Genomic DNA, 19232 nt, shown 5'->3' on the forward strand with positions numbered 1-19232 from the left:
GACGGCCGCCGCGGGCGCCACGGGCTCCCGCCGGCGGCGCTGGCGGGCGCGGATGTCGTCGGCGACGACGCGCCGCACGATCGTGAAGAGCCAGGGACGCACCGGGGCGTCCCCACGGAAGGAGCGCAGCGAGCGCAGCACGCGAACGAAGCAGTCCTGGGCGAGGTCGTCGGCCCGGTCGGCGTCGCCCAGGTGGGCGCACAGCCGCCACACGTCTCCCTGGACGGCCCGGACGAAGTCCTCGACCGCCCACGGGTCGCGGCCGTCGCGAGCGGCGAGCGCGAGGCGCGTCAGCTCGTCCGGCGATTCCACGGCGCCGACCGTAGCAGGGTGCTCGCCTGCCTCCTGCTTCTGGCGGCGCTCGCGTGGAGCGTGCCGGTCCCGGCCTACGCGGGCACCTTCGGCGGCTACGAGACGAAGGTCACCGGCGTCACCCCGTCGGTCGCCGGGGTGCGCGTGCGCGCCACCCTCAACGGCGAGGGCATCACCGTCACGAACGCGAGCGATCAGCCGGTGATCGTGGAGGGCTACCAGGGGGAGGACTACCTGGAGGTCACGAGCACCGGGGTACGGCAGAACGACCTGTCCCCGGCGGTCTACCTCAACAAGGAGCAGACCATCGGCTCCCTGCCCCAGGACGCCGCCGCGGACAAGGCGCCCCAGTGGAGCGTCGTCTCCGGCGACGACCACGTCCAGTGGCACGACCACCGGATCCACTGGATGGGCGCCTCGGAGCCACCGGCCGTGGCCGCCGATCCGGGACATCGCCACCTGGTCAGCAGGTGGACGATCCCGATCCGGGTGGGCACGACGACGGGCGCGATCACCGGCACCCTGTCCTACGTCCCCGGAAGCCGCTGGGGCGCGTGGCTGCCCTATCTCGCGATCGGCGCCGGCGTGGTGGTCGTCGTGGCCGTCCAGCTCCTCGTCGTACGCCGGCGGCGCACGTCCTGACCGCTTTCACACCTCCCCACGGGCCTTCCGGCCCCGACCGGGCGCCACGAAGGGCCGGAACGTCCGTCAGGAGAGGCGAAAGGCGACCTTCCGGGTCGCGACGTCGGCCGCGGCGAGCGTCGCGGTGACCCGCTGTCCCACCGGCAGCGGCCGCGATGAGGTCACCGGCGCCTCGATCGCGGGATCCTGGATCGTGAGGGTCCCCTGGCTCGGGTCCTTCTCCCCCGCCTCGACCACGACGCCCTCGAAGCTCTCGCCGACCCGGGAGCCGAGGATGCCCGCCTCGGCCAGGTCGAGGATGCCACGCTCGTAGGCGCTCGCCCGGTGCCCGGACTCCCGCATCGTCGCGGGGAGCTCGTCGAGCCTCGCCCGCACCCATGCCGGCACGGCCTCGCCGGCGCACAGGGCGACGCAGATCTCGCCCGCGTAGCGATCGACCAGGCGTCGCAGAGGCGCGGTGACGTGCGCGTAGGGCGAGGCGAGGCCGGCGTGCTCGGTCAGCGCGGGGAGCTCGCCGTCGAAGGCGGCGTAGGCGGCTCCGCGCAGCAGCCGGGTCGAGGCCACGACCATCGCGGCCTGCGTGGGCTCCGCCGGGTCGAGGCCGCGGATGAAGTCGGCCGGGGTGAGGTCGTCGGGCCACGCGATCCCCAGGGCCGTGGCGGTGCGCCGCAGCCGGGCGACGTCGCGGGGGTCCGGCGGCGGCAGCGTGCGCAGCAGGCCGACCCGGTGCTCGAGCATGATCGCGGCCGCGCCGAAGCCGGTGAGCAGCGAGAGCTGGGCGTTCCAGCCCTCGACCGGCAGCAGCGTGCGATAGGTCAGCGACCACCGGTCGCCCTCGACGTCGATCTCCTGGTCGGGCAGCGGCAGGGTGATGCCGCCGCGCTCGGCCTCCAGCGCCTGGCGCAGCTCCCCGATCTCCTCGAGCAGCCGCAGCGAGTCCGCGTACGCCGGATCGAAGCTGTCGCCGTCGAACATCGCCTGGACGCCCTCGTAGTCCAGTCGAGCGATCGAGCGCACTCGTGCCCGGCGTACGGTCGTGGCCGTGATCTCGCCGCTCGCGTCCAGCGTCGAGGTCCACAGCAGCGCCGGCCGCACCTGATCGGGCAGCAGTGACGCGGCGCCCTCCGACAGCGCGGTCGGGTGCAGCGGGATCGTGGAGTCGGCGCCGTAGAGCGACTCGCCGCGGCGGTGCGATTCGGCGTCGATCGCCCCCTCGGGCGCCACGAAGGCGTGCACGTCGGCGATGGCGTAGTGCACGACGTACCCGCCGGATCCGTCGGCGGCGCGCTCCAGATGGAGGGCCTGGTCGAGGTCCATCGAGCCCGCGGGATCGATGGTGACGAAGGGCAGCGCCGTCTGGTCCTCCTCCGGCAGCGGCGGTACGGCGTCCGCGACCGCCGCGGCCTCGGACTCGACCTCGGGCGGGAAGTCCGGCGTCACGCCGAGCTCGTCCTGGAGCCGCTCGATGCCGTCGCGCAGGGTCGCGGCGGCCACCGAGTCGTCCGGCGAGGAGGAGGCTGGGCTGACCCGGATGACCTGTCCGCTCGGCATGACGGCACCATAGCGGGGTGCTGATCATGCTCCCGCCCAGTGAGGGCAAGGCCGTCCCGGCGCGCGGAGCCGCCCTCGACCTCGCCGGCCTGAGCCTGCCCGCGCTGACGGGGGCACGGGAGGCGGTGATCGACGCGCTGGTGTCGCTGTCGCAGGGCGATCCGGCGACGGCGATGGCGGTGCTGGAGGTGCCCAAGACCCAGCCGGAGCTGGTCGCGCTCAACGCCCGGCTGCGCACCGCGCCGACCGCGCGGGCGTCGCGGATCTACACCGGCGTGGTCTACGACGCCCTCTCCTTCGACACCCTCTCGCCGGCGGCGAAGCGGCGGGCCACCTCGCGGGTCGTGGTGACCTCGTCGGTGTTCGGGCTGGTCGGCCTGGCCGACCGGATCCCGTCGTACCGCCTCAGCGGGGACACCACGCTGCCGGGGCTGCCGGGATCGGGAGGGGTCCAGGCGCACTGGCGGGCCCATCTGGAGCCCGCGGTGCTCGAGGCGCTCGGCGGCGGGCTGCTGGTCGACCTGCGCTCGGGCACCTACGCGGCGTTCTGGAGGCCGGCCGCCGTCGCCCCGCGGACGGCGACCGTCCGCGTGCTGCACGAGGTGGGCGGCGTCCGCAAGGTCGTCAGCCACTTCAACAAGGCGACCAAGGGCCGCATCGTCCGCGCCCTGCTCGAGTCCGGCGCCGGCCCCCGCACTCCCGCCGCCCTGGCCGACGCCCTGCGCGACCTCGGCTGGACCGTCGAGCTCTCCGCCCCCGGCAGGACCGGCACCCAGCTCGACGTGGTCGTCACCGCCCTCTGACCCCCCGACCGGAGAGTCAGCCCACCCGAATGGGCCTCCGAACCCGCCGAGTGGGGCCTTAGCGCCAGCCGAATAGGGCCTCAGGGCACACCGATTGGGGCCTTGGGGCGCGCCGAGTCGGGGGTGAGGGCGTGCGAGCTGGGCGGCGGCGCGGCCGGAGGCCCTACTCGGTCGTGCCGGAGGCCCCACTGGTCGTGCCGGAGGCCCCATTCGGCGCGCCCTAAGGCCCCACTCGGCGAGATCGCCAGGGCGGCCGGAGCGTCACCACTGCGTGGTCGCGGCGCTCGTCCCCGAGCGGGTCGGCGGCAGGGCGTTGTAGAGCCGCATCGACCCTCGGGTGAGTCCGTCGTCCCCGTCGTCGTAGTAGCTCAGCACCGACACCGAGGCCGGCGCCAGCTCCATCTGGAAGACCGACGACAGCGGCGCGCCGAGGGCACGGGCGACGAGGGTCTTGATCGGCGTCACGTGGCTGACCAGCAGCACCGTGCGTCCACGATGGCCCGCGACCAGCCGGTCGAGCGCGGCCATCACCCGATCCTCCACGTCGACGAAGGACTCGCCACCGGTCGGCGCGACGTCGAGCTTCCCGAGCCAGCCGGCCATCTCCTCGGCGAACCTCTCCCCCACCTCGGCGAAGGTGAGGCCGTCCCAGTGGCCGAACTCCATCTCCGCGAAGCCCGGCTCCTCGGAGACCTCCAGACCCAGCACCGAAGCGGCGATCTCGGCACTCTCCCGGGTGCGTCGCACCGGCGAGCACACCACCGCGTCGACCCCGGTGGCCATGGACGCGATCCACTCGGCGCTCGCGCGCACCTGCGCCCGGCCGTCGTCCGAGAGCCCGGGGTTGTCGCCTCCGAGACCGCCGGAGAAGCGCTTGGCCGTCGTGTGCGCGGTCACGCCGTGGCGCAGCAGGATGACCGTCACCGGTGGGCCCACCGGTCGCGACCAGCCACGGGCGGGCGCCTCGGTCCGCGGCGACTCGACCTCGGCGATGAGCGACGGGTCGGGCTCAGTCACGGCGGCGGCTCACAGCCCGCTCTCGGCCGTCCGGACGAGGATCCGCCCGCACTCCTCGCAGCGCACCACCTCGTCGCCGGACAGGCCGCGGATCCGGGACAGCTCGGCGGCGTCGATCCCGAGACCGCAGCCGCCGCACTGGCGGGCGCGCAGCTCGGCCGCGCCGACCCCGCCCTTGGACTCGCGCAGCTTGTCGTAGAGCCCGAGCAGGTCGGCCGGGACGCCGTCGGCGGCGAACGGCCGCTCGGCCAGGACCTCGGCGAGGCGGCCGTCGAGCTCGGCCTCCTTGGTCTCGCGGACCTCGGCGAGGGCGGCCAGCCGCTCGTCGTACGCCGCCACCCGCTGCTCCAGCTCGGTGAGCGCGGCCTGGGCCGACTCGAGCTCCTCCATGACCTCGAGCTCCTCGTCCTCGAGGACGCCGATGCGGCGGTCGAGGGTCTCGAGCTCGTGGGACATCGAGGCGAGCGCCTTGGGGTCGGTGATGGCGCCCGCATCCATCCGCTCCTGGTCGCGCCTGCGGCGCGCGCGGACGGTCTCGACGTCGGTCTCGGCCTTCCTGACCGTGGCGGTGAGGTCGTCGACGCGGACGCGGGCGTCGCGCATCTGGTTCTCGACACCACGTCGCTCGCCGGCGAGCGTGGCGGCCTCAGCGACCTCGGGCAGGTGCGCCTTGGCGTGACGGAGCTGGAGGGCGCGGGAGTCGAGCTCCTGCAGGTCGAGCAGCTTGAGCTGGGCGGAGGGCTCGCTCTTCACGGTGGTGGTGCGCTCCTATGCTCGGAAGGTCCACGGGTCGGTCACGAGCGTGCTGACCCGGGTCTCCACCTTAGTGGTCCCCTGCAGCCGGGCTGCGGTCGCGGGCAGCCAGAGCCACTCCGCCGCCCAGTGCGCGACGTCGATGAGCGCGGTCCCGCTGCGCTCCAGGAACTCGATGGCGGGGTGGTGCCGCAGGTCGGAGGTCACGAAGACGTCGACGTTCTCGAGCACGGGGTCGTCGAGGAGGAAGTCGCCGGCTCCCCCGCAGAGCGCGACGGTCTCGATCACGCGCGTCGACCTCCCCGCGACGCGTACGCCGTGGGCCGTCGGCGGCAGCGCCGCGGAGACGACCGCGGCGAACTCGCCGAGTGTCGTCGGGCCGACCGTGCCGACGCGTCCGATGCCCGTCGTGCCGTCCTCGCCGACCGAGGAGAGGGGCTCCTGGTCGCGCAGGCCGAAGGCGTGGCCCATCGCGGCCGACACGCCGCCGAGGGCCCGGTCGGCGTTGGTGTGGGCGGTGAGGAGCGCGCATCCGGCGCGGGACAGGGTGGTCAGCGTGCGGCCCTTGGGCGTCGTCGCCGCGACGCTGGTCACGCCCTTGAGGAAGAGCGGGTGGTGGACGACGAGGAGGTCCGCACCCCACTCGGCCGCCTCCTCGGCCACTTCGAGGGTCGGGTCCACCGCGAACATGACCTTCGCGACCTCGTCGGCGGGCGCGCCGGAGACGAGGCCGACCGCGTCCCACTCCTCCGCCGTCGACGGCGGGAACCAGTCGTGGAGGACGGCGACGACCTCGGCGAGAGTGGGCACGACGGCCAGGCTAGGGCATGCGTCGCGTCAGTTGACCTGCCGGTCGCGCCCCTGCCAGTAGGGCTCGCGCAGCTTGAACTTCTGCAGCTTGCCGGTGGCGGTGCGCGCGAGCGAGTCGCGGAACTCCACCACCGTCGGCGCCTTGTAGCCGGCCAGGCGCTCCTTGCAGAACCCGATCAGCTCGGCCTCGGTCGCGGCGGCGCCCGGGGCGAGGACGACGAGGGCGAGGATGGTCTCGCCCCACTTCTCGTCGGGGATGCCGATGACCGCGGCCTCCTGCACGGCCGGGTGGGAGAAGAGCGCGTCCTCGACCTCGATCGAGGAGACGTTCTCCCCGCCGGTGATGATCACGTCCTTCTTGCGGTCGCTGATCGTGAGGTAGCCGTCCTCGCCGAGGAGGCCGCCGTCCCCGGTGTGGAACCAGCCGCCGGCCAGGGCCTTCTCGGTCTCCTCCGGCTTGTTCCAGTAGCTCCTGAGCACCTGGTTGCCCCGGGCGAGGATCTCGCCGTCGGGACCGATCGCGATGCTGGTCCCGAGCGCCGGGACTCCCTGCCGCGTCAGCCTGGCCGCCCGCTCCAGGGCGGGCAGGTCGTCCCACTCCGCGCGGGTCCGGTTGACGGTCAGGACGGGCGAGGTCTCGGTGAGCCCGTAGATCTGGATGAACTCCCAGCCGAGCTCCTCCTCCAGGCGGGCGACGGTCCGGGTCGGTGGCGGTGCGCCCGCCACGATCATCCGCACCCGGTCGCGGCCGGGGGTCGGGCCGTCCCAGTCCTTGGCCGCGTCGAGCACGGCCGCGACGACCGCCGGCGCCCCGCAGAGGAGGGTGACACCGTGCTCCTCGACCCGCCGGAGGATCTCCGCGCCGTCGACCTTGCGCAGCACGATCTGCCGCACGCCCAGCCCGGCGCCGATGAACGGCATCCCCCAGCCGTTGACGTGGAAGGTGGGCAGCGTGTGGAGGTAGACGTCGCGGTCGCCGACCCCGGCGTGCAGGCCGAAGGTGGTGGCGTTGACCCACAGGTTGCGGTGGGTCAGCTCGACGCCCTTCGGCCGCGCCGTGGTGCCGGAGGTGTAGTTGATCGTCGCGGTCGCGTTCTCGTCCGCCGCCCACGTCGCGGCCACCGTCCCGGGAGCGGCGAGGATCGCGTCGTCGTCGCCGAGCAGATGGCGGTGCTCGGCGCGTACGCCGGCGAGCCCCTCGTCCAGCTCGGGGTCGACGAGCAGCATCCGAGCGCCGGAGTCCTCGACGATGTAGCGCACCTCGTCGGGCCGGAGCCGGAAGTTCACGGGCACCAGGACCCGGCCGCTGCCCGCCACGCCGAAGTACGCCACGAAGAGCCGGGCGGAGTTGTGGCTGACGATCGCCACCCTCTCGCCGGGGCCGATGCCGAGCTCGTCGAGCCGGGCGGCCATCCGGCCGGCGAGCTCGCCCACCTCGCGCCAGGTCAGCCCGCCGGGGCCGCCGAGCGGCGCCGCCGGCTGGTCCGGCTCGTCGACGATCCCGACGCGGTCGCCGTACGCCGTCACGGCACGGTCGAGGAACGTCGAGAGCGTGAGCGGCACCTGCATGGGCGAGACCTCCGGACTGCTGGGAAATGCGACGCAGGTCACACTAGGGACTCGGGCCGGTCCCGGACACGGGAAGAGCCCCCGCCTGTCGCCAGACGGGGGCTCTCCTGCGACGAGCGGCGAGCAGGTCAGCGCAGGTCGTACCGGTCCGCGTCGATCAGCTTCGCGAACGCGGCGGCGAAGTCGCCGGCGAACTTCTGCCCGGCGTCGTCGGAGGCGTAGACCTCGGCGAGGGCGCGGAGCTCGGAGTTGGAGGCGAAGACCAGGTCGTTGCGCGTCGCCGTGGCGGTGGAGCCGTCGGCGAACGTGCCCGCGAAGACCTGCTGCGACTCGTCGGTGGCGGTCCACGTGGTGCCGAGGTCGAGGAGCTTCACGAACCACTCGTTGGTGAGCGCCGGCTCGGTGAGCACGCCGTCCGCGGTGCCGTCGTAGGTCACCCCGAGGGCGCGCAGGCCACCGACGAGCACGGTGAGCTCGGGCGCCGAGAGACCCAGCAGGTTGGCCCGGTCGAGCAGGGCGTACTCCAGCGGGAGGGCCGAGCCCTTGCCGAGGAAGTTGATGAACCCGTCCACCTTCGGACGCAGGTAGTCGAAGGAGTCGACGTCGGTCTGCTCCTGCGTGGCGTCGCCGCGACCGGTGGAGACGACGACCGAGACCGGTGTGCCGGCGTCGGCCGCCGCCTTCTCGACCGCGGCGGCGCCGGCCAGCGCGATCGTGTCGGCCAGCGAGATGCCGAACCGCGTGGCGACCTCGCCGAGCGTGCCGAGCACGCCGGCCAGCGCGGCCGGCTCGTTGATCTCCCAGCTCTTCTGAGGCTCCAGCGCGATCCGGGCGCCGTTGATGCCGCCACGGTGGTCGGAGGTGCGGTAGGTGCCCGCTGCGGCCCACGTCGTACGCACGAGCTGCTGCACGGTGAGGCCGGTCGCCAGGATGGCGGCCTTGACCTCGGCGACCTTCGCCGCCTCGATCTCGGTGCCCGCTGGGACGGGGTCCTGCCAGATCAGGTCCTCGGCCGGGACCTCCGGGCCGAGGTAGCGCGCCTTGGGGCCGAAGTCGCGGTGAGTCAGCTTGAACCACGCCCGGGCGAACGCGTCCGCGAAGGCCGCCTGGTCGTCCTTGAACCGGCGCGAGATGGCGTCGAACTCCGGGTCGACCCGCAGCGCGAGGTCGGAGGTGAGCATCCGCGGCTCGCGGGTGCCCTCGCCGAACGACTCCGGCACCAGGCCCGCGCCGCCGTTGTCCTTGGGGCGCCACTGGTGGGCGCCGGCAGGGCTCTTGAAGAGCTCCCACTCGTAGCCGTAGAGGATGTGGAAGAACTCGTTGTCCCAGCGGGTCGGGTGGTAGGTCCAGGTGACCTCGAGGCCGGAGGTGATGGCGTCGATGCCCTTGCCGGAGGCGTACTCCGACGTCCAGCCCAGACCCTGCTGCTCGATGTCCGCGGCCTCGGGGTCGTCGCCGACCAGCTCGGCGTCGCCGGCGCCGTGGGTCTTGCCGAACGTGTGGCCGCCGGCGATGAGCGCGACGGTCTCCTCGTTGGTCATGCCCATCCGGGTGAACGTCTCCTTGATGTCCACCGCGGAGGCGAGCGGGTCCGGGTTGGCGTTGGGGCCCTCCGGGTTGACGTAGATCAGGCCCATCTGCACCGCGGCGAGAGGCTCCTCGAGGTTCCGCTCGCCGGTGTAGCGCTGGTCGGCGAGCCACTCGGTCTCCGGGCCCCAGTAGACGTCGTCGTCGGGCTCCCACACGTCGGGACGGCCACCGGCGAAGCCGAAGGTCTTGAGCCCCATGTCCTCGAGCGCGACGTTGCCGGCCAGGATGAAGAGGTCGGCCCAGGAGATCGACTGGCCGTACTTCTTCTTCACCGGCCAGAGCAGGCGGCGGGACTTGTCCAGGTTGACGTTGTCCGGCCACGAGTTGAGCGGGGCGAAGCGCTGCTGGCCGGTGCCGGAGCCGCCGCGGCCGTCGAGCGCCCGATAGGTGCCCGCCGCGTGCCAGGCCATCCGGATGTAGAGCGGGCCGTAGTGACCGAAGTCGGCCGGCCACCAGTCCTTCGAGTCGGTCAGCGTCGCCTTGATGTCGGCCTTGAGCGCGTCGAGGTCGAGCGCGAGGAACGCGGCCCGGTAGTCGAAGTCGCCGCCGTTGGGGTTCGCGACGTCGGGGTTCTTCGCGAGGATCTTGAGGTTGAGCTTGCGCGGCCACCACTCGTGGTTCGGCGAGCCCTGGGTGGGGTTGACCAGTGCGTCGTGGGCGACCGGGCACTTCGCGGGGGCCTGCGGGGTGCCTTCGTCCTCGGGGCTCTCGGCGACGAGGGGGGAGTCGTCGCGGTCAGGGGCAGTGTTCTCGGACACGGGGACCTTCCTTGGTTTCAACTACGGGCTGGTGAGCAGTCGGGGCAGATGCCCCAATAGATGACCTCGGCCTCGTCGACCACGAAGCCGTGGTCGTTCGACGCGGTCAGACAGGGGGCGTGGCCCACGGCGCAGTCGACGTCGCCGATGGCGCCGCACGAGCGGCAGACCACGTGGTGGTGGTTGTCGCCCACTCGCGACTCGTAGCGCGCGACGTGGCCGAGCGGCTGGATCTTGCGGATCAGCCCGGCCTGCGTCAACGCCCGCAGGACGTCGTACACGGCCTGATGGGAGACGTCGGGGAGCTCTTCGCGGACCGCGCCGATGAGGGCGTCGGTGTCCGCGTGCGGATGGGCGTGTACGGCGGCGAGCACCGCGACGCGCGGGCGGGTCACCCGCAGCTCCGCCCCGCGCAGGAGCTCCTCGCCGTCGATCTCCACGACGACCACTCAACAACGCTTTCTTGATCGAGTCAAGAAAGACGCGCGGATGTCTCGGCGAACGCGAGTCCGTTACCACCCGGCCGTCGTGGCGCAGAAGTCCGCCACCCTGCAGCTCCTGGCCGAGAGCGACATCGCGCTCGTCCAGGTGGGCGACGGGAGCCCAGGAGCGGTTCCTCGCCGAGGCCGCCGGCCCCCTGCTGGAGAGGCTGCGCGCCGTCGCGGGGTGACGCGGGGTGGAGGGGGTTCGTGCGCGAACCCGGCCTCGCTGGGGCTAGACCGGCGCGTACTCCGGCCACGAGGCCTCGTAGGCGTCGATCTCGGCGATGACGGCGGCCGCCTGCGGAGCCTCGAGGAACGAGTAGCGCACGCCCTGACGGGCCAGCTCGCTCACTCCCGCACGGTCCAGCCCGAGGAGGTCGGCGGCGACCTCGTACTCGTGCGTGAGCGTCGTCGAGAACATCGGCGGGTCGTCGGAGTTGATCGTCACCGGCACGCCCGCCTCCACGAGCCGCGCGAGCGGGTGCTCGTCGAGCGTCGCGACCGCGGCGGTGCACACGTTCGACGTCAGGCAGACCTCCAGCGCGATGTCGTTGTCCCGCAGGTGCGCCATCAGCGCCGGGTCCTGGGCGGCGGCGATGCCGTGCCCGATCCGCTCGGCGCCGAGCGTGGTCAGCGCGTCCCAGACCGTCTGCGGCCCGGTCGTCTCCCCCGCGTGCGGGACGCTGCGCAGCCCGGCCGCCCGTGCGGCGTCGAAGTAGGGCGCGAACTGCGGCCTGGGCACGCCGACCTCCGGCCCGCCCAGGCCGAAGGAGATCAGGCCCGACGGTCGCTGCTCCAGCGCGACGTCGAGGGTGCCCTGCGCCGCCGGGAGGCCGGACTCGCCGGGGATGTCGAAGCACCAGCGCAGCTCGGTGCCGACGTCCCGTCGCACCCGCTCGCGCGCGTCCTCGACCGCCTCGCAGAACGCCTCCGCCGCGATGCCCCGGATCACCGAGTTGTACGGCGTCAGCGTCAGCTCCGCGTAGCGCACCTGCTGGGCGGCCAGCTCGGCCCCGACGCCGTACGTCAGCTCGGCGACGTCCTCGGCGTCGCGGATCAGGTCGACGACCGACAGGTAGACCTCGACGAAGTGGGCGAAGTCGGTGAAGGTGAAGTAGTCCGCCAGCAGTGCCGGATCGGCGGGCACCGGGGAGGAGCCCTCGTGCCGTGCGGCGAGACGGGCGACGGTCTCGGGGCTGGCGGAGCCGACGTGGTGGACGTGCAGCTCCACCTTGGGCAGGCCGGCGATGAACGCGGCCAGCTCGGGCGTGATCACGTGGGTGTGGAGGGACTCGAACCCCCGACATCTGCCTTGTAAGGGCAGCGCTCTAACCAACTGAGCTACACACCCGGGAGCGGGCCAACAGTACGGGAGCGAGGAGCGCTGCGACCAAACGAGGCGCCGGGGCGAAATAGAACGTTCCCCTGGCGTCTCGGGTCACCAGGGGAACGAGTAGAACGGTAGAGCACCCGGCGCGGCCCTCGCGCCGATTTCGCCCAAAACGGCGAAGATGACCGAAATTGCCAGCGAAATGAGGCGATCGGTCTAGACCTGTGCCGCCGAGAGGAGCTGACGGAGGTGCTCGTCGAGGTCGCGACCGTCGGCGTTCGCGTTGTGCACCGACCAGCTCACGTGGCCGCTCCGGTCGATCACGTACGACGAGCGGCGGGCCATCCCCTTGCGCTCGTCGAACACGCGGTAGGCCCGGGCGACCTCGCCGTGGGGCCAGAAGTCCGAGAGCAGCGGGAAGTTCAGCCCGTCGGCCTCGGCGAAGGCGCGCAGCGCGTAGACCGGGTCGCAGGAGAGCGCCAGCACCTCGGTGTCGAAGGTCATGAACTCGTCGAGGCGCGCCCGCACCGCGGACATCTCGCCGGTGCACACCCCGGAGAAGGCGGCGGGATAGAAGAGCAGGGCGACCGCCTTCGTGCCGGCGTACGAGGAGAGCGTGACGTCGGCGCCGAACTGGTCGCGCAGGGTGAAGTCGGGGGCGGGCTCCCCCACGGCCAGGCCGCGCACGTCGCCGGTCGCGAGCCCGGCGCTCACGGCTTCCACTCTCGCAGCTCCCGCTTGAGCACCTTGCCGGTCGCGTTGCGCGGGAGCTCCTCGAGGACCACGATCTCGCGCGGCACCTTATAGCGGGCGAGTTGGGAGCGCACCCACTCCTGCAGCTCCTTCGCCTCGACGGTCTCGGTGACCACCACGAAGGCGCGCAGCCGCTGGCCGAAGTGCTCGTCGTCGACGCCGATGGCGGCCGCGTCGCTGACCGACGGGTGCCGGGCGAGACAGTCCTCGACCTCCTTGGGGAAGACGTTCTCGCCACCGGAGACGATCATCTCGTCGTCACGGCCCTCGACGTAGAGCCGGCCGTCGTCGCCGAACCGGCCGATGTCGCCGGTGGACATCAGCCCGTCGACGATCTCCTTGTGGCCACCGCCGGTGTAGCCCTCGAAGAGGAAGCTGTTGCGCACGAAGATCCGGCCGGACTCGCCGGGCGCGACCTCGGCGCCCAGCGGGTCGAGGATCCGGACGACGGTGGCCCACGGCGGCTTCCCGGCCGAGGACGGGGCTGTGCGGAGGTCCTCGGGCGTCGCGATCGAGGCGTAGGCGACCTCGGTCGAGCCGTAGACGTTGTAGAGGTTGTCGCCGAAGTCGTCCATCCAGGCCAGCGCGAGGTCGCCGGGCAGGGCGGAGCCGGAGGAGGCGACGACCTGGAGCCAGCGCGGGTGGTACTTCCGCCGCGTCTCCTCGGGCAGCGCCATGATCCGCTGGAGCATCACCGGGATCACGACGAAGCTCTGGCAGCGCTCCGAGGCGAGCACCCGCAGGGCGTCCTCGGGGTCGAAGCGGCGGCGCAGCACGAGCGTGGTGCCGAGCATCATCGCGAGCAGCATGTGCGCGAGTCCCCACGTGTGGAACATCGGCGCGGCGATGTGCGTCCGCCAGCCGGCGTGGATCGGGAGCCGTGACATCAGCGAGACGGCCGAGTCGATGCCGGCCTCGTTGCGCGGCGCGCCCTTCGGGGTGCCGGTCGTGCCCGAGGTGAGGATGATGATCCGGCCGTGCCTCTCCGGCGCGCGTACGCCGGCACTGGCCGTGCTCGAGATGAGGCACTCGACCGTGTCGCCCTCCACCTCGCCCTCTGTCCACGCGATGATCCGCGGGCTCTCGACGTCCGCGAGCAGCCCCTCGAACTCCTGGTCGTGGATGACGACCTTGGGGCGCTCGCGCTCGAGCACCTCGGCGAGCTGGGGGCCGGCGAAGGCCGTGTTGAGCAGCAGCGCGTCGGCGCCGAGCTTCGCGGCGGCGATGACGGCGTCGAGGAAGCCGCGGTGGTTGCGGCACATGATCGCGACGCCGTCGCCCTCCCCCACGCCGCGCTCGGCCAGCGCCCGGGCGAGAGCGTTGGAGCGCAGGTGCAGCTCGGACCAGGTGAGGGTGCCGAGCTCGTCGATGACGCCGATCTTGGTGGGGTGGCGCACGGCCAGCGACGCGAAGCCGCCGGCGGGACCGGTGCCCCAGTCGTGGAGCACCTTGGCCAGCTTGGCGAGCGCGATCGGCGAGTAGGGACGAACGATGCCCGAGCCCGCGAGGACACGGACCGGGGTGAGCAGGTCCTTCATGGTGATGTTCAGGGGGCCTTCGGGGTCACGAGCCGCGTGGCGGCCCAGTCGCGGCTGACGGTGGCGGTGGTGGTCTGGGCGAGGCCCGCGAGCGGCGCGGCCTCGGCGACGTCGGCCGGGTCGATGGCACCCGGACGGCCGACCTTGGGGGTCAGGAGCCAGATCGCGCCACCGCCGACGAGATCGGTGAGGGCGTCGACGAGCCCGTCGACGAGGTCGCCGTCGTCCTCGCGCCACCAGAGGAGGACCGAGTCGACGTCGTTGCCGTAGTCGCCGTCCACGAGATCGGCGTCGATGGCGTCCTCGATCGCGGCACGCAGCTCGTCGTCGCTGTCGCTGTCCCAGCCCAGCTCCTGCACCACCATGCCGGGCTTGAAGCCCAAACGGTCAGCCGGGCCGGCGGCCGCGGTCGAGCTCACGTGCATCCACTCCTCTTGGTCCTCGTCGGTCCTCGTCGGTCCTCGCCTGCTGCTCGAGGCTGGTCACAGTCCACCGGAGATCCGACCTCCGGCGCAAGGCCGGGACCGGCTCGGGGTCGGGTCAGGACCACGTCGGCGGAGTCCGGTTCGTTACCGACGAGTAGAACTCGTGGGTAAGTTTGGCGGCCTTTCGAAGAGTGACACTATGCACACGTGAGTGAAACCCCCACCCCGGGTCAGCCGCTGCCCCCCGTCATCCACGAGGGCCTGCCCACCCAGCTTCCCGACATCGATCCCTCCGAGACCCAGGACTGGATCGAGTCCTTCGACGCGATGGTCGAGGCGAAGGGCCGCGACCGTGCCCGCTACGTCATGCTCCGGCTGCTGGAGCGCGCCCGTGAGCGCGCGATCGGCGTGCCGGCGCTGCGCAGCACCGACTTCATCAACACCATCCCGCCCGAGCGCGAGCCTGCCTTCCCCGGCGACGAGACGTGCGAGCGCACGATCCGCTCCTGGATCCGCTGGAACGCCGCGATGCTCGTCTCGAGCGCCAACAGCAAGGGCCTGGAGGTCGGCGGCCACATCGCCACCTACCAGTCCAGCGCCAGCCTCTACGAGGTCGGCTTCAACCACTTCTTCCGCGGCAAGGACCACCCCGGCGGTGGCGACCAGGTCTACATCCAGGGCCATGCGTCGCCGGGCATCTACGCCCGAGCGTTCCTCGAGGGCCGCTTCGAGGAGAAGATGCTCTACCGCTTCCGCCAGGAGGTGCAGCACGGCGTCGGCCAGGGGCTGTCGTCGTACCCGCATCCGCGGCTGATGCCGGACTTCTGGGAGTTCCCGACCGTCTCGATGGGCCTGACGGGCATCAACTCGATCTACCAGGCGCGGTTCAACCGCTACCTCCAGAACCGCGGCATCAAGGACACCTCCGAGCAGCGGGTGTGGGCCTTCCTCGGCGACGGCGAGATGGCCGAGCCGGAGTCGATGGGCGCGCTGCGCATCGCCGCCCGCGAGGAGCTCGACAACCTCGTCTGGGTGGTCAACTGCAACCTGCAGCAGCTCGACGGCCCGGTGACCGGCAACGGCAAGATCATCCAGGAGCTCGAGGCCAACTTCCGCGGCGCGGGCTGGAACGTCATCAAGGTCGTCTGGGGCCGCGAGTGGGACGACCTGCTCGCCCGCGACGTCGACGGCGTGCTCGTCAACAAGATGAACACCACGCCCGACGGCGCCTTCCAGACCTTCTCCGTCGAGAACGGCGCCTACAACCGCGAGCACTTCTTCGGCCCCGACGAGCGGCTGCGGCAGATGGTCGCGCACCTCTCCGACCGCGACATCGAGCGGCTGCCGCGCGGCGGCCACGACTACCGCAAGGTCTACGCCGCGTTCCACTCGGCGACCAAGCACGCCGGGCAGCCGACGGTGATCCTCGCCCACACCATCAAGGGCTGGACGATCGACTCCCTGATGGGCAAGAACGCCACCCACCAGATGAAGAAGCTGACCGTCGACGACGCGAAGAAGTTCCGCGACCGCCTCGGCATTCCCCTCAGCGACAAGGAGATCGAGGAGAAGTACGCCGCCACCGGCAAGTTCCCGCTCTTCCACCCGGGCGCCGACGCCCCCGAGATCGCGTACATGACCGATGCCCGGCGCAAGCTCGGCGGACCGCTTCCCCGCCGGGTCGACCGCTCCGCCCCGCTGGCCCTGCCCGGCGACAAGACCTACGCCGAGCTGAAGAAGGGCTCCGGCGGCAACAAGGTCGCCACGACCATGGCGACCGTGCGCCTGCTCAAGGACTGGATGCGCGACCCGGGCATCGGCAAGCGGATCGTGCCGATCGCGCCCGACGAGTACCGCACCTTCGGCATGGACGCGATGTTCCCCTCGGCCAAGGTCTACGACCCGCACGGGCAGCAGTTCGAGGGCGTGGACCGCAACATGCTGCTCTCCTACAAGATGTCGACGGCGGGGCAGATGCTCCACGAGGGCATCTCGGAGGCGGGCGCGATGGCCTCGGCGATCGCCGCCGGGTCGGCGTACTCGACCCACGGCGAGCCGATGATCCCGTTCTACATCTTCTACTCGATGTTCGGGTTCCAGCGCACCGGCGACTCGATCTGGGCGATGGCCGACCAGCTCTCGCGCGGCTTCCTCGTCGGCGCCACCGCCGGCCGCACCACCCTGACCGGCGAGGGCCTGCAGCACGCCGACGGCCACAGCCCGCTGCTCGCCGCCACCAACCCGGCGGTCGTGCACTACGACCCCGCGTTCGCCTACGAGATCGGGCACATCATGCGGTCCGGGCTCGAGCGGATGTACGGCGAGGGCGGCCCGCACGGCAAGGGCGAGGACGTCATCTTCTACCTGACCGTCTACAACGAGCCCGTCGCGCAGCCCGCGGAGCCCGCGGACGTGGACGTCGAGGGGATCCTCAAGGGCATCCACCAGGTGTCGACCGGTGAGGGTGACGGACCGCGGGTGCGGCTGCTCGCCTCCGGCGTCGGCTTCCCCTGGGTCGCCGAGGCCGCGCGACTGCTGGCCGACGACTGGGGCGTCGTGGCGGACACGTGGTCGGTCACGTCGTGGAACGAGCTCGCCCGCGACGGCGTCGCCGCCGAGCACTGGAACCTCAACCACCCGGGCGAGGAGGCGCGCACGGCGTACGTCGCGGACCGGCTGTCCGGCTCCGACGCGCCCGTCGTCGCGGTCTCGGACTACATGCGCGCGGTGCCGCTCCAGATCGCCCGCTGGGTGCCGGCCGACTACCGCGTGCTCGGGGCCGACGGGTTCGGCTTCGCCGACACCCGACCCGCCGCCCGCCGCTACTTCGAGATCGACGCGCAGTCGGTCGTCGTCCAGGCGCTGCAGGCGCTGGCCGACGCCGGGAGGATCGAGCGCGAGGTCGTCGAGAAGGCCTTCGCGACCTACCGCATCGACGACCCGACCGTCATGGAGGGCGTCAAGCAGGAGGGCGGGGACGCGTAGGGCATGTCTCCTTGGGGCGTCCCCGTCGCCGGTCAGGCCAGCTCGACGGTGGGCTCGATGACCTCGTCGACGGTGCGGAGCGGCAGCGGCCTGCCGGTCTTCAGCAGGCGGCGCCACTTGGCCCGCGAGTACACGGCCGGCTTCGTGGTCGCCATGAAGTCGTCGACGAGCGCGACGAACTGCTCGGGGTGGTCGCGATGCGGGAAGTGACCGGCGTTGGGGATCACCACGATGCGCGCGTTGGGGGCGAGCTCACCGGCGATCGCCGCGTGCTTGGCGGGGATCACCATGTCGTCCTCACCCCAGACGACGCACAGCGGCATCTCCTCGGTGAGGTAGGCACGGTCGCGGATCGACACGATCTGGCCACGGATGTCGATGGCGTTGGTGACCAGCTGGTGCACGGCGCGGCGCGTGCCTGCGTCCCGGAACGACTCGAGGATGGCGGCGATCTCGGGCAGGTCGCGGGTCTCGGCGACCGGCACCAGCCGGTGCAGCAGCCGCAGCGCGCCGAGGTTGAGCTCGAGGACGCCCGGCAGGGTGAGCACGCGCAGCACCGCGTCGTACCCCGGCAGCGCGAGCGCGCGGATGAGCGGCGTGACCTCGCGGCCGAGCCCGCCCGCGTCGACGAGGAAGAGCCGCTCGGTGCGCTCGGGGAACTGGTAGGCGAACTGCATCGCGACCCCGCCACCGAAGCTGTGCCCCACGACGGTGACCTTGTCGATGCCCAGCACGGTGAGCAGGTCGCGCATGCCGTTGGCGTAGCCCCCGACGCTGTAGTCGCCACGCGGCTTGTCGGACTCGCCGTGCCCGAGCAGGTCCGGCGCGAGCAGCGTGTAGCTCTCCGCCAGGCGGTCCCACACCGGGTCCCACGTGTGGCGGTCGCAGGCGAGGCCGTGGAGCAGCAGCAGCACGGGCGCCTCGCCGATCGGACGGCCACCGAGCGCGTAGGCGCGCCGATGGCCGTGAACGGTGACGAACTCGGTCTGCGCCATAGTCCGAAATTCAACCACGCGTCAGCCGTCACGTCAGAGGAACGTCAATGACATCAGGGACATCACGGGCCCGTCGTACGCCCCCCGGATCCGCCGTCCTGAGGCGATCGACCGGCCGGATCGCGACCGCCGCGACCGCGCGGATGGAGTCGGACATGCCGTGGTTCCGGGAGCTGTCGGCCCAGGACCGCTCGTGGGTCGGGCTCGTGGTGCAGGCCGGCATCCAGGACTTCACCCGGTGGTACGCCGGCGGCCAGGCCGACCGCGTCGACGCGACGAGCGTCGCCGCCTCCATGTTCGGCGCCGCCCCCCGGGCTCTGACGGGCGTGATCACGCTGCGGCAGACCGTCGACCTGGTGCGGCTGTCGATCGACGTGATCGAGGCCAACGTCGACGAGCTCCTCGCCGGCGAGGCCGCCGAGGCGGCGCCGGTGGTGCACGAGGCGATCGTCCGCTACGCCCGCGAGATCGCGTTCGCGACCGCCGAGGTCTACGCCCGCGCGGCCGAGCAGCGCGGTGCCTGGGACGCCCGCCTGGAGGCGCTGGTCGTGGACGCGGTGCTGCGCGGCGAGACCGACGAGGCCGTCGTGTCGCGGGCCGGGGCGCTCGGCTGGGCCGGCGCGGGCTCGCTGGTCGTGGTGGTCGGCACGGCCCCGGAGGGCGGCACCGACCTCTTCGACGAGGCGCGTCACCTCGTGCGGACCGCCGGGCTCGACGCCCTCTGCGCGCTGCACGGCGACCTCCTCGTCGTGCTCCTCGGCGGAGCCGACAAGCCACTCGAGGCGGCCTCGCTGCTCGACGGGCTGTTCGCCGACGGCGCCGTCGTCGCCGGCCCGCTGGTGACCTCCTTCGCGGAGGCGTCGGAATCGGCGGCCGCCGCGCTCGCGGGGCACCGGGCGGCCGCCGGGTGGCCGGGGGC

Annotated in this window: 17 protein-coding genes and 1 tRNA gene; 4 read left to right on the forward strand and 14 right to left on the reverse strand. The window is 72.3% G+C overall.

The window, feature by feature from the left end; genetic code table 11:
* Positions 1–312 (reverse strand): sigma-70 family RNA polymerase sigma factor (locus tag QM572_RS15815; protein ID WP_415094812.1); only part of this gene is annotated, 312 nt, incomplete at its 3' end.
* 18 nt (positions 313–330) lie between these two features.
* On the opposite strand from QM572_RS15815, the gene QM572_RS15820 reads away from it, so the two are divergent.
* Positions 331–954: a hypothetical protein gene (locus tag QM572_RS15820; RefSeq protein ID WP_415094814.1), complete on the forward strand. Its 624-nt coding sequence runs from the start codon at positions 331–333 to the stop codon at positions 952–954.
* Between the two features lie 66 nt (positions 955–1020).
* Here QM572_RS15820 and QM572_RS15825 read toward each other — a convergent pair whose 3' ends face one another.
* Positions 1021–2505, reverse strand: coding sequence for an RNB domain-containing ribonuclease (locus tag QM572_RS15825; RefSeq protein ID WP_415094816.1), 1485 nt, complete (start codon positions 2503–2505; stop codon positions 1021–1023).
* Positions 2506–2531: 26 nt separating this feature from the next.
* Between QM572_RS15825 and yaaA the strand changes: the two genes are divergently transcribed.
* Complete coding sequence (yaaA, locus tag QM572_RS15830) at positions 2532–3308, forward strand: peroxide stress protein YaaA (RefSeq protein ID WP_415094843.1); 777 nt, start codon at positions 2532–2534, stop codon at positions 3306–3308.
* Positions 3309–3569: 261 nt separating this feature from the next.
* Here yaaA and QM572_RS15835 read toward each other — a convergent pair whose 3' ends face one another.
* From QM572_RS15835 to QM572_RS15885, 11 genes are all read right to left on the reverse strand, one after another.
* Positions 3570–4325 carry a histidine phosphatase family protein gene (locus QM572_RS15835; protein WP_415094818.1) on the reverse strand — a complete coding sequence of 252 codons (756 nt, stop codon included), beginning with the start codon at positions 4323–4325 and terminating at the stop codon, positions 3570–3572.
* Between the two features lie 9 nt (positions 4326–4334).
* Complete coding sequence (locus QM572_RS15840) at positions 4335–5078, reverse strand: zinc ribbon domain-containing protein (protein ID WP_415094820.1); 744 nt, start codon at positions 5076–5078, stop codon at positions 4335–4337.
* Between the two features lie 15 nt (positions 5079–5093).
* Complete coding sequence (locus QM572_RS15845; RefSeq protein ID WP_415094822.1) at positions 5094–5888, reverse strand: Nif3-like dinuclear metal center hexameric protein; 795 nt, start codon at positions 5886–5888, stop codon at positions 5094–5096.
* Positions 5889–5915: 27 nt separating this feature from the next.
* The gene (locus tag QM572_RS15850; RefSeq protein WP_415094824.1) at positions 5916–7457 is read right to left on the reverse strand and encodes an AMP-binding protein; all 1542 of its coding nucleotides are present in this window, start codon (positions 7455–7457) and stop codon (positions 5916–5918) included.
* Positions 7458–7585: 128 nt separating this feature from the next.
* A complete protein-coding gene (gene katG, locus QM572_RS15855; RefSeq protein ID WP_415094826.1) occupies positions 7586–9805 on the reverse strand; it encodes a catalase/peroxidase HPI in 2220 nt (739 codons plus the stop codon).
* A 17-nt stretch (positions 9806–9822) separates the two neighbouring features.
* Positions 9823–10254, reverse strand: a complete 432-nt coding sequence (locus tag QM572_RS15860) for a Fur family transcriptional regulator (RefSeq protein ID WP_415094828.1) — start codon at positions 10252–10254, stop codon at positions 9823–9825.
* A 265-nt stretch (positions 10255–10519) separates the two neighbouring features.
* Positions 10520–11563, reverse strand: a complete 1044-nt coding sequence (locus tag QM572_RS15865; protein ID WP_415094830.1) for an adenosine deaminase — start codon at positions 11561–11563, stop codon at positions 10520–10522.
* Position 11564: 1 nt separating this feature from the next.
* A tRNA-Val gene (locus tag QM572_RS15870) sits at positions 11565–11638 on the reverse strand.
* A gap of 195 nt (positions 11639–11833) precedes the next feature.
* Positions 11834–12331, reverse strand: a complete 498-nt coding sequence (locus tag QM572_RS15875; protein WP_415094832.1) for a peroxiredoxin — start codon at positions 12329–12331, stop codon at positions 11834–11836.
* Positions 12328–13908 (reverse strand): AMP-binding protein, encoded by a 1581-nt coding sequence (locus QM572_RS15880; RefSeq protein ID WP_415094834.1) that lies wholly within the window; start codon positions 13906–13908, stop codon positions 12328–12330. Before QM572_RS15880 ends, QM572_RS15875 begins: the two co-directional genes overlap by 4 nt.
* 8 nt (positions 13909–13916) lie before the next feature.
* Positions 13917–14333, reverse strand: coding sequence for a DUF3052 domain-containing protein (locus tag QM572_RS15885; RefSeq protein ID WP_415094835.1), 417 nt, complete (start codon positions 14331–14333; stop codon positions 13917–13919).
* A 207-nt stretch (positions 14334–14540) separates the two neighbouring features.
* On the opposite strand from QM572_RS15885, the gene aceE reads away from it, so the two are divergent.
* Positions 14541–17318: a pyruvate dehydrogenase (acetyl-transferring), homodimeric type gene (gene aceE, locus QM572_RS15890; RefSeq protein WP_415094837.1), complete on the forward strand. Its 2778-nt coding sequence runs from the start codon at positions 14541–14543 to the stop codon at positions 17316–17318.
* A gap of 32 nt (positions 17319–17350) precedes the next feature.
* Here aceE and QM572_RS15895 read toward each other — a convergent pair whose 3' ends face one another.
* Positions 17351–18313, reverse strand: coding sequence for an alpha/beta fold hydrolase (locus tag QM572_RS15895; RefSeq protein WP_415094839.1), 963 nt, complete (start codon positions 18311–18313; stop codon positions 17351–17353).
* A gap of 47 nt (positions 18314–18360) precedes the next feature.
* On the opposite strand from QM572_RS15895, the gene QM572_RS15900 reads away from it, so the two are divergent.
* Positions 18361–19232 (forward strand): PucR family transcriptional regulator (locus QM572_RS15900; protein ID WP_415094841.1); only part of this gene is annotated, 872 nt, incomplete at its 3' end.

Origin of the sequence: Nocardioides sp. (assembly GCF_047607365.1) — a bacterium.
Taxonomy (GTDB): Bacteria; Actinomycetota; Actinomycetes; order Propionibacteriales; family Nocardioidaceae; genus Nocardioides.

What these genes read in the sequence shown, in the direction of transcription:
- QM572_RS15885 (WP_415094835.1), bottom strand. Translation starts at nt 14,333, where the DNA reads ATGCACGTGAGCTCGACCGCGGCCGCCGGCCCGGCTGACCGTTTGGGC.
- QM572_RS15895 (WP_415094839.1), bottom strand. Translation starts at nt 18,313, where the DNA reads ATGGCGCAGACCGAGTTCGTCACCGTTCACGGCCATCGGCGCGCCTAC.
- QM572_RS15850 (WP_415094824.1), bottom strand. Translation starts at nt 7,457, where the DNA reads ATGCAGGTGCCGCTCACGCTCTCGACGTTCCTCGACCGTGCCGTGACG.
- yaaA (WP_415094843.1), top strand. Translation starts at nt 2,532, where the DNA reads ATGCTCCCGCCCAGTGAGGGCAAGGCCGTCCCGGCGCGCGGAGCCGCC.
- QM572_RS15825 (WP_415094816.1), bottom strand. Translation starts at nt 2,505, where the DNA reads ATGCCGAGCGGACAGGTCATCCGGGTCAGCCCAGCCTCCTCCTCGCCG.
- QM572_RS15880 (WP_415094834.1), bottom strand. Translation starts at nt 13,908, where the DNA reads ATGAAGGACCTGCTCACCCCGGTCCGTGTCCTCGCGGGCTCGGGCATC.